This window comes from Bacillus sp. AFS037270 (assembly GCF_002585305.1).
Map to the genome: position 1 here is coordinate 66,897 of NZ_NUNF01000010.1, position 12,300 is coordinate 79,196.

General features: G+C 40.9%; 12 protein-coding genes. 10 read left to right on the top strand and 2 right to left on the bottom strand.

Annotated features, from left to right (window positions below):
• Positions 1 to 17 precede the first annotated feature (17 nt).
• From COD92_RS04405 to yajC, 7 genes are all read left to right on the top strand, one after another.
• Positions 18 to 707, top strand: coding sequence for a YhcN/YlaJ family sporulation lipoprotein (locus tag COD92_RS04405; RefSeq protein ID WP_098529863.1), 690 nt, complete (start codon positions 18 to 20; stop codon positions 705 to 707).
• A gap of 133 nt (positions 708 to 840) precedes the next feature.
• On the top strand, positions 841 to 1,389 hold the full coding sequence (locus COD92_RS04410) for an intercompartmental signaling factor BofC (protein ID WP_098529864.1): 549 nt from the start codon (positions 841 to 843) through the stop codon (positions 1,387 to 1,389).
• A 410-nt stretch (positions 1,390 to 1,799) separates the two neighbouring features.
• On the top strand, positions 1,800 to 2,411 hold the full coding sequence (gene ruvA / locus COD92_RS04415) for a Holliday junction branch migration protein RuvA (protein WP_098529865.1): 612 nt from the start codon (positions 1,800 to 1,802) through the stop codon (positions 2,409 to 2,411).
• 10 nt (positions 2,412 to 2,421) lie between these two features.
• Positions 2,422 to 3,423 carry a Holliday junction branch migration DNA helicase RuvB gene (ruvB, locus tag COD92_RS04420; RefSeq protein WP_098529866.1) on the top strand — a complete coding sequence of 334 codons (1,002 nt, stop codon included), beginning with the start codon at positions 2,422 to 2,424 and terminating at the stop codon, positions 3,421 to 3,423.
• A 51-nt stretch (positions 3,424 to 3,474) separates the two neighbouring features.
• Complete coding sequence (queA, locus tag COD92_RS04425; RefSeq protein ID WP_098529867.1) at positions 3,475 to 4,503, top strand: tRNA preQ1(34) S-adenosylmethionine ribosyltransferase-isomerase QueA; 1,029 nt, start codon at positions 3,475 to 3,477, stop codon at positions 4,501 to 4,503.
• Positions 4,504 to 4,633: 130 nt separating this feature from the next.
• Entirely contained in the window at positions 4,634 to 5,773 is a 1,140-nt protein-coding gene (gene tgt / locus COD92_RS04430) for a tRNA guanosine(34) transglycosylase Tgt (protein ID WP_098529868.1), read from the top strand.
• 30 nt (positions 5,774 to 5,803) lie between these two features.
• Positions 5,804 to 6,103, top strand: coding sequence for a preprotein translocase subunit YajC (gene yajC / locus COD92_RS04435; RefSeq protein WP_098529869.1), 300 nt, complete (start codon positions 5,804 to 5,806; stop codon positions 6,101 to 6,103).
• 199 nt (positions 6,104 to 6,302) lie between these two features.
• Here the strand turns inward: yajC and COD92_RS04440 are convergent, their stop codons facing one another.
• Positions 6,303 to 6,719, bottom strand: a complete 417-nt coding sequence (locus COD92_RS04440; protein ID WP_255286626.1) for a TIGR04086 family membrane protein — start codon at positions 6,717 to 6,719, stop codon at positions 6,303 to 6,305.
• A 192-nt stretch (positions 6,720 to 6,911) separates the two neighbouring features.
• On the opposite strand from COD92_RS04440, the gene COD92_RS04445 reads away from it, so the two are divergent.
• The gene (locus COD92_RS04445; protein ID WP_255286627.1) at positions 6,912 to 7,571 is read left to right on the top strand and encodes a DUF421 domain-containing protein; all 660 of its coding nucleotides are present in this window, start codon (positions 6,912 to 6,914) and stop codon (positions 7,569 to 7,571) included.
• Positions 7,572 to 7,840: 269 nt separating this feature from the next.
• Here the strand turns inward: COD92_RS04445 and spoVB are convergent, their stop codons facing one another.
• A complete protein-coding gene (gene spoVB, locus COD92_RS04450; RefSeq protein WP_098529872.1) occupies positions 7,841 to 9,391 on the bottom strand; it encodes a stage V sporulation protein B in 1,551 nt (516 codons plus the stop codon).
• Positions 9,392 to 9,539: 148 nt separating this feature from the next.
• Between spoVB and COD92_RS04455 the strand changes: the two genes are divergently transcribed.
• Positions 9,540 to 9,836 carry a post-transcriptional regulator gene (locus tag COD92_RS04455; protein WP_098529873.1) on the top strand — a complete coding sequence of 99 codons (297 nt, stop codon included), beginning with the start codon at positions 9,540 to 9,542 and terminating at the stop codon, positions 9,834 to 9,836.
• Positions 9,837 to 9,963: 127 nt separating this feature from the next.
• Entirely contained in the window at positions 9,964 to 12,228 is a 2,265-nt protein-coding gene (secDF, locus tag COD92_RS04460; RefSeq protein ID WP_098529874.1) for a protein translocase subunit SecDF, read from the top strand.
• The last annotated feature ends 72 nt before the right edge of the window (positions 12,229 to 12,300 follow it).

Genomic DNA, 12,300 nt, shown 5'->3' on the forward strand with positions numbered 1-12,300 from the left:
TCTAGGGGGTTTATCGCTTGAACAAAAAACAGTGGATGATTCCTCTTTCCTTCTCTTTATTATTAGGTGTAACTGGATGTGCAAATGATAATAATCGTGCTGGGAATAATGGAAATAACCTAGCTCGGCCGATTGGTTATTATTCAAATGAAAATCACGCCAATAACGATTATGAAATACTAAGGGATAATGATGGTACCATAACGGAAATCATGGACCATAATTTAGGCGTGGAAGATCAAGCTGTTGATGAAAAAACCAGAAGGAAGATGCAAAAAAGAGATGAAAATGGGAATCCTCAAAATCCAACGGTCCCTAGAGCCAAAACGGATCGCAACTTTTTCCAGCGTGACAACCGTTTTAGCACAAGTGATCTGAACTATCACGGTCACTTGAGTTCCAAAAATGGGAACAACGGGGTAGTGACAGATCCAGAGTTCCAGGATCGTTTTACAGCTAAAATTAGAAACAAAGTGGAAAATATCGATAATGTCAGGAATGTAAGGTCTGTTGCTTATGGCAATACCGTGATTGTTTCGGTTTCATTGCATGACCATGATCGGTCAGCTGAAACAAAACAAGCTATTAAGAACGCGGTTCAGCCTTACGCAAAAGGAAAAGACGTTCAGGTTATCGTGGACGAAGGAACGATGGGCCGTCAAAAGAACATTCATAATGATTTTCAAAGGGAAAAGGGTGGTAACTAATCCACTTCCAATCCAGAGGCAGGCTTTCGGGCTTGTCTCTTTTTTTATAATTTTCTAAAGGATAATAAGGCAAATAAAGGCTAAACTAGTACTGTAAGGTATGTTCAATAATTAACATTAAGAGGTGAGTAACATGAGGGTCATTTGGATAGCAATGTACAGGTACACATTAGCCGTATTTGCTGTTATTCTCTTCATGTTTATCGTAAGGGTTCCAGGGCTAATACCAACAAGCTCGGCTGCACAGCAAGATTACCAAACACCGAGAACAGAGCCGTTCAACTTGACGGTTATCTTGGAAAGAGTCTATCTTGATGGGGAAGTAAGTCAGGAATTAGTGCACGAGACATGTTGGAAAATGGATAATTTTTGGGCTAAGTATGACCAATGGCAGCTTACCAACATTAACGAGTCAACCTATGTATTCCGAAAGCAGGTTGACGATATCTCCCCATTATTAAAAGCAAATGGATTTTTTGGTGTCACAGAAGATGGTGTCTTAACGATCTTTAATGGCCGGCCAGGACAATCACGGATTATTCAGTCATTCTTTCAAATAGATATCAAGAAACTTGAGAGTAAAAAACAAGAAGAATTAATTCAGGGTATCCCAATTAAATCCAAAGATCATTATGTTGAGGTTTTAGAGACATTTGAACCTTATTCTTTAAAAAAAGAGTAAACGTGTCAAATTCAGACTGATTGAGTCAAATCAGCCTGTTTTTTTATGTTTTAAGAAATTTTGCACAACTTTTTACAGGTGAGAAACGTCCAGCTCCAGCGCCTAGGGGCTCNNTGAAGAAGGCAAAAAGCGCCTTCTTCCAGTGTGCGTCTTATGTCTACGTCCCAGAACAGTCGCCTCCACATTTAGATCAATCCGTCAAGAAGGCTAAAAAGCAGCCTTCTCGCCGGCCTGTCTTATGCCTGTCGCCCCTGATCAAGGCGCTTCCGCTTTTGTTTGGCAATCTGAATTATTAGTCTTTTTAGTAAGAAACGATTTTCTTCAATAACCTTCTGAACTTATGTTAAAATGAAAGACAGCTGATTTTTCAAGAGAAAAACCTTTGAGGTTTATTTGGGGAGAGAATACGATTGTATGAATTTATAAAAGGGATGGTAGAATTTGTCGGCCCAGAATACATTGTCGTCGAAAATAATGGGATCGGCTACCAAATCTCCACACCCAATCCGTTTATTTTCGCCGGTAAAATGGAAACAATGGTAACGGTTTATACCTATCATTATGTCCGCGAAGATGTTATCGCCCTATACGGATTTGAAACAAGAGAGGAAAAGAGACTTTTTACCAAACTATTAAATGTCTCGGGGATTGGCCCTAAGGGGGCGCTGGCCATTCTAGCTTCAGGTGAAGTCCAGCAAGTGGTAAATGCCATTGAAAATGAAGATGAAAGCTTTCTTGTCAAATTTCCAGGCGTCGGCAAAAAAACAGCGCGGCAAATGATTCTTGACCTGAAAGGGAAATTACAGGATATCGTTCCCGATTACTTTCCTAATCTTTTCAATGCGGATAAATTTCCAATGCCAGAGCAGTTAGTCAATTCGTCCTTCGAAGAAGCCATCCTTGCCTTAAAAGCCCTTGGCTATTCTGAGAAAGAAATTAAAAAGATTTCTCCTGAATTACAAAAAGAGCAGCTTTCAACCGATCAATATATTAAAAAAGCCCTCCAGCGGCTTTTGAAATAGGTGATAATTCATGGACGAGCGGATTATATCGAGTGAAGTGAATGAAAGCGAGATTACGATTGAACAAAGCCTAAGGCCGCAAACATTAAAGCAATACATCGGGCAAACTCAAGTAAAAGAAAATCTCGAGATATTTATTAAGGCCGCAAAGATGCGGAAGGAGACGCTTGATCATGTCCTCCTTTATGGTCCTCCGGGATTAGGGAAGACAACACTTGCGGTTATAATTGCCAATGAAATGGGAGTGAATATCCGGACAACCTCAGGACCTGCTATCGAACGGCCTGGCGATCTAGCTGCCATTCTAACCTCCCTTGAACCTGGGGACGTGTTATTTATTGATGAAATTCACAGGCTCCCACGGACAATTGAAGAAGTTCTTTATCCAGCGATGGAAGACTTTTGTCTGGATATTGTCATCGGAAAAGGGCCAAGTGCGAGGTCCGTCCGGCTTGACCTTCCGCCATTTACATTAGTCGGTGCTACTACCCGGGCAGGCTCTTTATCCGCTCCGTTACGCGACCGATTTGGAGTTTTGTGCAGGCTCGAGTATTATAAGGAAGACCAACTAAAAAATATTGTGTTGAGAACAGCTGATTTGTTTGAAACTGAAATGGATGAACCTTCTGCAGCTGAAATTGCCAGAAGGGCAAGGGGAACCCCAAGAATCGCCAACCGTCTTCTACGACGAGTGAGGGATTTTGCACAAGTGAAGGGGAATGGTACAATTGACCTGTCCCTAGCAAGACAAGCATTGGAATTACTGCAGGTTGACCGTTTAGGACTTGATCATATTGATCACAAGCTATTAAAAGGTATTATAGAAAAGTTCCGCGGTGGACCGGTTGGGCTTGATACGATTGCCGCCTCAATTGGGGAAGAGGCAGAAACGATTGAAGATGTGTATGAACCATACCTCCTGCAAATCGGCTTTTTACAGCGAACCCCTCGTGGCAGGGTCGTAACTGGTGCAGTATATCACCATTTTGGCATGGAGGTGCCAATGGAATAAACTTAAGTTTTACCTTTTTGGAAGATTTCATATAAGTAAGGTGTGTTAGATATGAAAGTAGATTTATTTGATTTTCACTTGCCTGAAGAATTAATTGCTCAGGTCCCTCTAAAAACAAGGACCGATAGCCGATTGATGGTTTTAAATAAACAAACAGGCGAAATCAAGCATGAAGTGTTTAAAAATATCACTGAATATTTGCGTGAAGGGGACTGCCTTGTTTTAAATGATACCAAGGTACTGCCTGCACGCCTTTTTGGTGTGAAAAACGATACCGGTGCCAAGATTGAAGTCCTTCTTTTAAAACAACTTGAAGGCGATCAGTGGGAAACACTTGTGAAACCGGCAAAAAGAGTGAAGGTAGGGACAGAAATCGTTTTTGGCGATGGAGTGCTTACAGCCGTTTGCATCGACGAGTCAGACCATGGCGGAAGAGTATTAGAGTTTAAATATACTGGTATATTCTACGAGGTACTTGATCAGTTAGGTGAAATGCCGCTGCCTCCCTATATAAAAGAACAGCTGGATGACCGTGATCGTTATCAGACGGTATATGCCCGTGAACCGGGGTCAGCCGCTGCTCCAACGGCAGGTCTTCACTTTACGGAGTCCCTGTTGGAGGAAATCAAAGCAAAAGGAGTACATATAGCGTTTATCACGCTTCATGTAGGCCTTGGGACCTTCCGCCCTGTCAGTGTGGAAGATGTATTGGAACACGATATGCACGCTGAATTTTATATGGTAACAGAAGGTACCGCTAAGCTGCTGAACGAGGTTAGGCAGAGTGGGGGAAGAATTGTAACGGTTGGAACCACATCAACAAGGACATTAGAAACCATAGCATCTGCAAATAATGGACAATTTACCGCCGGAAGCGGCTGGACAAGTATCTTTATTTATCCTGGCTATGAATTTAAGGCCATTGACGGTATGATTACTAATTTCCACTTGCCCAAGTCCACACTAATCATGTTGGTTAGTGCCTTAGCCGGCAGAGAGAATATTTTGCATGCCTACAATACAGCCGTTGCTGAACGGTATCGCTTTTTCAGCTTTGGTGATGCAATGTTCATCATTTAATGTAAAGGGGCGGAGCGCCGCAAATATAAATGATTCTAAACAATATTTTCTGCAAAATATATATTCTGCACTTTGTAAAGATTTAGCTTAGCTCTGCTCACACCGCCTTTTATAGGAAGGAGACAACAATTTGACTGCGATTCGTTATGAATTAATTAAAACATGTAAACAAACGGGGGCCAGGCTTGGCCGAGTACATACACCGCACGGATCTTTTGACACACCGGCCTTTATGCCGGTCGGGACATTGGCAACCGTAAAAACGATGTCACCTGAAGATTTAAAAGAAATGGGTGCAGGGATTATTTTAAGTAATACCTACCACTTATGGCTCAGACCTGGACATGAAATCATTAAAGAGGCTGGCGGCCTTCATAAATTTATGAATTGGGACCGAGCCATTTTAACAGACTCAGGTGGTTTTCAGGTATTTAGTTTAAGTGAATTCCGTAAAATTGAGGAAGAGGGAGTTCATTTCCGTAATCATATGAGTGGTGAGAAACTATTTTTATCACCGGAAAAGGCAATGGAAATTCAAAATGCACTTGGTTCCGATATTATGATGGCATTTGATGAGTGCCCGCCGTTTCCTGCAACTTTTGAATATATGAAAAAGTCCGTTGAGAGGACGTCAAGATGGGCTGAGCGCTGTTTAAATGCTCATCAGCGTCCACAAGACCAAGGATTATTTGGGATCGTCCAAGGCGGCGAATATGAAGAGCTCCGCAGACAAAGTGCAAATGACCTTGTCTCACTTGACTTCCCAGGTTATGCAGTAGGCGGGTTATCAGTCGGAGAGCCAAAGGATGTCATGAACCGTGTCCTTGAATTTACCACGCCAATGTTGCCAACAAATAAACCACGCTATCTAATGGGAGTTGGCTCACCGGATTCTTTGATTGACGGAGCGATTCGAGGAATTGATATGTTTGATTGTGTATTGCCAACACGAATTGCCCGAAATGGTACGTTAATGACGAGCACTGGACGCCTTGTGGTGAAGAATGCGCAATTTGCCCGGGATTTTGGACCGCTTGATCCTGATTGTGATTGCTATACATGCCGAAATTACTCAAGAGCTTATATCCGTCACTTAATTAAATGTGATGAAACGTTTGGAATTCGTTTAACGTCTTACCATAATCTCTATTTTCTGTTAAGATTAATGGAGAAGGTCAGACAAGCCATCATGGAAGACAGGCTTGGAGATTTCCGCGAAGAGTTTTTTGAACGTTATGGTTTTAACAAACCGAACGCGAAAAATTTCTAATAGAACTTTTTTGAAAGGAGGGAAAACAAGATGCAAGGTATTGGTACAATCATTCCATTAATATTAATGTTTGTGTTATTTTATTTCCTATTAATTCGTCCACAGCAAAAGCGGCAAAAAAAGGTTGCGAACATGCAAAACGAATTGAAAAAAGGGGATAAAATCGTCACGATTGGTGGTCTTCATGGCTTTATTGACTCGATTGACGATAATAAAGTTGTGATTAAATGTGGTGACGGCAGCCGTCTTACATATGACCGCAATGCCATCCGTGAAGTAACTGAATCCGCAGCTGGTGCAAGTGAAGGAAGCGTAAGCCTTAACAAATAAGGAATCATAAAAAGGAAGCCACACATGTATGGCTTCCTTTTCTATTAGATAGGAAAGTATTAAATGACTTTGAAAATGATCTAGCTGCAGCGCCTAGGGGCTCTTAGGTCTAAGCCAATCCGTCAAGAAGGCTAAAAGGCAGCCTTCTCGCCGGCTCGTCTTATGCCTGTCGCCCCTGTTCAAGGCGCTTCCGCTTTACTTATGCAGATCTCCGAGAATTGTTGGCAGCAATATTTACTCCCAATATTCCTCCCATCATCGCAATCAATGTATAGCAGGTGTGATATATTACTTGTTCCGCATCAAACAAGCGGTCATAGCCAAGGTATTGAAACAAAAAGACAACAAATGAATAAATAATCCCTGTTAGTCCCCCAATAAGCCAGCCTTTTTCTTTTCGTTTTCCTCCTGAAAGAAAACCGCCGCCAAACAGCCCGATGAATGATAAGGCTGTAATCACATATTGAAGTGATCTCTCTTGAGCGGATGTAAATCGAAGGATAAACGCAAAAATAAGACTGCAAACTAGGGCAAAGGCAAAAATAAAAATTAATCCATATAGTATGGATACCCCAAAGCTTTTCGATTCGATTTTAACTCTCCCCCTTCGTTCCAAGACCATACCTTCCTCTTTTTCAGCTGGCCAAGTCCTAGACAGTTATTCTTCCTAGTACAAGCGTATTCAGGCTAAGCACAAAGTAGAATAGATATTTCCGCACGGTCATTATTTTTTGGAACTAACTTCCTTTCATAAATGCTTAGAATAAACCCGATACTATTCTTTGATTTCAAAAAAGGGGCGACAAGAGTGGAATATGTATCAATCGTGTTTCGGACCATCATTTTTTATGCCCTGATCTTGTTTATTTTTCGATTAATGGGCAAACGGGAAATTGGAGAATTAAGTATTCTGGACCTAGTCGTTTTTATTATGATAGGGGAGATGGCGGTGGTTGCAATTGAGAGGAACCATTCTCCGTTATTACACACCATGATTCCTATGATAGCTTTAATGGCCATTCAAATTATAATGGCATTTATTTCCTTGAAGAGTAAAAGGTTCCGTGATTTAGTTGATGGGAAACCAATTATTATCATTAATAGGGGTAAAATTGATGAGACGGCCATGCGCAAGCAGCGCTATAATTTTGATGATTTATTGGTACAACTAAGAGAAAAGAACATTCGCAGTATTTCTGATGTTGAATTTGCGATATTAGAATCTTCTGGAAGCTTGTCTGTCATAGAGAAATTAAAAAATCCTGAGGAACCGTCCAAACAGGGCGATATCACGATCCCTTTAATAATGGATGGACAAATTGACGAAGAAAATCTAAAGCGGATCAATAAAACAAATCTCTGGCTGCGGCAGGAATTGAAAAAGAAGGGATACCGGGAAATTAAAGACATTTCTTTTTGCAGTTTTGAAAATGGAAACTTTTTTATCGATTTAAAGGACTATGATTAAGAAGACACGCCCATAAGGCATGTCTTCTTTTGGTTTAAATTATATTCGACTTTAAAAATTGTCCAGCTCCAGCGCCCAGCGGCGAGACGACTTCGCCCATCTCCCTGCGATAAGTCAGCACGAAAAAGCTGACGCTCTTCGTGTTGTCTAGCTCCGGCGCCTAGGGGCTCTTAGGTCTAAGCCAATCCGTCAAGAAGGCTAAAGAGCAGCCTTCTGGCCGGCTTGTCTTATGCCTGTCGCCCCTGGTCAAGGCGCCTCTGCTTTTCTCATTACGAAGGGATTAGGTTTCCGAACCATGGAATCCGCTTAAGTTCCTCTTTTTTAATAAGGCGGAATAATACGAGCATGGCAATATAAGAGATCACCATAGCGAATGCCGATGTGATGACACGGACAATTAAATGTTCCTGTAAAAGGAAATGTTCAAAAAGATAATAGCCCAGCCAGCCTGAGAGCCCCATCACGAGGAACCCCTTTAAATAGTCTCTTGTATAAAAGGAAAAGGAAACCTTCTTTAATACGGTTGCAAAATGTAGTCCGGTTACAAGGACAAAACCAACGACTATCCCTAGGGCAGCGCCATTAATCCCGAATGAGGCTTGAGAGGCAAGTAAGAAAATTACAGCCGTTTTAACAACTGAACCAATTAGACTATTAATCATCGCTGCTCGCGCAAGGTTTAAGGCCTGTAACACTGCCTGTAAGGGCCCTTGATAGTAGTAAACCAACATAAATGGAGCCATAAGACGGATAAAAAAGGACCCTTTTGTAGAGCCGTACATCAGGTGCATGAGCGGGTCCGCTAATACATAGAGGATAATTACGGCAAGTCCGCCTGTTAAAAACACAAACCGCAATGCTTGCTGTAATCGATATTCAATAATATTATGTTGATTCTTAGAATTTGCCTCACTAATAGCAGGTACAAGGGAGGTTGCCAGCGAAAAGGTAACAAAGGAAGGCAGCATTAACAACGGCATGGCATAACCAGTTAAGGCACCATATTGCTTTGTAGCATCGCCGGCAAGCACACCTGCTAGGGCTAAACTGTGGGCCACGACAATCGGTTCAAAAAACCAAGATATCGAGCCAATCATTCTGCTTCCCATTGTAGGCAGAGCGATTTCCATTAAATCTTTAAAAGTTCGCTTTCCTTTTTGAACAAATTGAAAAAAGTTTTTTCTCAGCTTAAACCGTTTTTTTAATTTAAAGGTAGTCAGTAGATAAACGAGAGAAAGCAATTCACCTAAAACGGAGGCCGCCATGGCCGCTGCCGCCGCATATTCCACTCCGTAAGGGAGGAATGTTTTAGTGGCTGTTGCGATTAACGTAATTCGGACAAATTGTTCAAGTATTTGTGAAATGGCTGATGGACGCATATTTTGCCGGCCTTGAAAGTATCCTCGCAACACAGATGCCACTGCGATAATCGGAAGTGCTGGGGCAATCGCGATCAGAGGATAGTATGTTCTTGGGTCGGTAAAGAGTGTGGTTGATAGAATAGGTGCCAGTAAAATCAATGCTGGTGTAAAGACTATCGATAAACCCACCGTGATCGCCAGGGATACGACTAGGATTTTTTTGATTTCGGCATGATCACCTTTGGCCTCTGCCTCTGCAATGTTTTTCGAGATGGCAACCGGAAGACCTAACTGAATAATCGTTACGACAAGAATGAACGTAGGATATGCCATCATATATAAACCGACGCCTTCTTCGCCAATACTTCTTGCCAGAACAATCCTATAAATAAATCCTAGGACTCTTGTGATAAAACCTGCAACTAAAAGGATAAAAGTCCCTTTTAAAAACTTCGACATTTAGGTTCCCACCTTCTCAAATAAGAAGAATTCATATACAATTAACTATATGCCTAGTGGTGGACAAAGCATGACAAGTTGTAAGAGCTTTTTGATTGGTTTTCATAAACGGTGAATTTTCAAACGAGATTTTGGGGAGGCAGAGAGGATGGATAATAGTCACGTAAACGAAGAGTTCCGTACCCAAGTACAGCCGGCATTAAAAAGCAAATTAGAGGAGTTTCGCCTGCTGGGAATTGATTCTGTATCAGAACAAGGTTTTTGGGAATTCTTAGTAAAGAAAAAGTGGAAAAAGGTAAAACATGAGATGCGGCTTTATGAAATGATCCAGGATATTCTCTCTGTTAGGGTAAGTGACTATCTAAATTATGTAACAATCGAATCCTATAAAACTTCCGAATTCTCGATTGATAATGTAGAAGAGCTTAAGGAGCTTTTAAAATAAGAAAAAATGTTAAATTGACAGCCTGTATAAGTTATTTCATAATGAAAGAAGTGACTTTTTCATTATTCTTAAATAGGGGTAAACGTACAGTGCTTTATTCACATGCACTAAGGAGGAACATTACATAATGGTAAAGCGTAGTAGAATTATTGCTTTCTTTCTTTTGATTCTCATTTTTGGAAGCACAATTGGAGCAACAACAAAGAACATCTTAAATAATATGAAGCTTGGACTGGACCTTCAAGGTGGATTTGAGGTCTTATACGAGGTTCAGCCAGCGAAAAAAGGGCAAAAAATTACAAAGGACGTCTTGGCTAGTACGGCGGAAGCCCTCGATAAACGGATTAACGTCCTAGGAGTAAGTGAACCTAGTATTCAAATTGAAGGTACTAACCGAATTCGTGTTCAGCTTGCCGGCGTAAAAGACCAAAACAAAGCAAGGGAAATCTTGTCCACACAAGCAAATCTTACTTTCCGAGATGCCAATGACAAACTAATGATGGACGGGTCTGATTTGAAGCAAGGGGGAGCTAAGCAAACCTTTGATCAAAATGGGGCACCAAGCGTTACTTTATCATTAAAAAGTGCTGATAAATTCCGTAAAGTCTCTGAAAAAATTATGAATATGGCGCCAAACAATTACCTAGTTATTTGGCTGGATTTTGAAGAAGGAAAAGATTCCTTTAAAACGGAAGTAACCAAAGCAAAGCCAAAATTTTTATCGGCTCCGACTGTAAAGGAAGTCTTTAATCAGGATTCCGTTTCCATTGTCGGCAGCTTTACAGCAAAAGAAGCGCAAACTTTGGCTTCTCTATTAAATGCTGGTTCCTTACCTGTAAAACTGAAAGAAGTTTATTCCACTTCTGTTGGGGCTAAGTTTGGGGAACAGGCCTTACATGAAACAGTTTTTGCTGGAATCGTTGGTATAGTAATCATCTATTTATTTATGATTTTCTATTATCGTTTTCCAGGGTTTATTGCTACGATTACGTTAACTATTTTTACATATCTAGTGCTATTAATTTTCGATTGGATGAATGGGGTCCTGACCCTGCCGGGGATTGCTGCAATCATCCTCGGGGTAGGTATGGCAGTAGATGCCAACATCATCACCTATGAACGAATTCGTGAAGAATTAAAGGTAGGCCGAAGCCTAAAATCAGCGTTCGAAGCTGGTGAGAAACATGCCTTTACAGCTATATTTGACGCAAACTTAACAACCATTCTTACCGCATGTGTGTTATTTTTCTATGGGACAAGTTCTGTTAAAGGGTTTGCGACCATGTTAATTGTGAGTGTTCTAATGAGCTTTTTGACCAATGTTTACGGGTCAAGGCTGCTATTAGGACTATGGGTGAAGAGTGGTATCTTTAATAAAAAACCTGGTTGGTTTGCCGTACATCCTTCACAAATTAAAAGTATTAATGACAACGTTGATACTGTCGACCTGCCAACCAGATTTGATAAAATTGATTTTGTTGGATTAAGAAAGAAAGTATTTATTTTGTCGGGAACTCTCATTCTCGCAGGTGTTATCGTTCTTGCTATTTTCCGCTTGAACTTAGGTATTGATTTTTCAAGTGGTACTCGTATAGAGGTACAATCGAAGACGCCGTTAACTACAGAAGAGGTTAGAAGCGCTTTTACTGATCGCGGATTAAAACCGGATGATGTAGTTATCTCAGGTAACAACAATCAAATTGGTGCTGTTCGAATGATTGGTGTATTGTCTAAAAATGAGATTGCTTCTTTAAAAGCAGATTTTAAAAAGGAATATGGCTATGAGCCGAATGTCAGCACAGTTTCTCCGACTGTAGGTAAAGAACTGGCGAAAAATGCATTTATTTCCGTGCTGCTTGCATCAATAGGCATCATTCTCTATGTTTCAATCCGATTCGAAGCATATATGGCGATCGCAGCTATTGCTGCCATCCTTCACGATGCATTCTTTATGATTGCCATTTTCAGTATCACAAGGCTTGAAGTAGATTTAAACTACATCGCGGCGATTTTAACCATTGTTGGTTATTCAAACCATGATACAATTGTTACGTTTGACCGGGTTCGTGAAAATATGCAAAAGAAAAAACGTCTTAAAACGGTACAGGATATTGCTGATGTGGTAAACGTAAGTATTCGTCAAACGTTAACTCGTTCCATTAATACAGTTCTTACAGTACTAGTTACTACAGCATGCATAATGATTTTTGGAAGTCCGTCGATTCGTAATTTCTCAATTGCATTGTTTGTCGGATTAATTGTCGGTGTTTATTCATCCGTCTTTGTCGCAGGCTCTTTATGGTATGTTATGAAGTGTAAGGAACTGAAAAAGAAGGGTGTCATTAGAACCGTTAAGGAAAAGAGAAAATACTCTGATCAACCACAAGTCTAGAAAAGCGGAGGCGTCCGTTAAGCAGCGTATGGACTGGAGCGCTTCGACTGAGATAAAGGAAACACGGTGAGC

Coding starts and splice junctions, on each gene's coding strand:
- COD92_RS04410 (WP_098529864.1), top strand. CDS start 841: ATGAGGGTCATTTGGATAGCAATGTACAGGTACACATTAGCCGTATTT.
- ruvB (WP_098529866.1), top strand. CDS start 2,422: ATGGACGAGCGGATTATATCGAGTGAAGTGAATGAAAGCGAGATTACG.
- queA (WP_098529867.1), top strand. CDS start 3,475: ATGAAAGTAGATTTATTTGATTTTCACTTGCCTGAAGAATTAATTGCT.
- yajC (WP_098529869.1), top strand. CDS start 5,804: ATGCAAGGTATTGGTACAATCATTCCATTAATATTAATGTTTGTGTTA.
- spoVB (WP_098529872.1), bottom strand. CDS start 9,391: ATGTCGAAGTTTTTAAAAGGGACTTTTATCCTTTTAGTTGCAGGTTTT.
- COD92_RS04455 (WP_098529873.1), top strand. CDS start 9,540: ATGGATAATAGTCACGTAAACGAAGAGTTCCGTACCCAAGTACAGCCG.
- secDF (WP_098529874.1), top strand. CDS start 9,964: ATGGTAAAGCGTAGTAGAATTATTGCTTTCTTTCTTTTGATTCTCATT.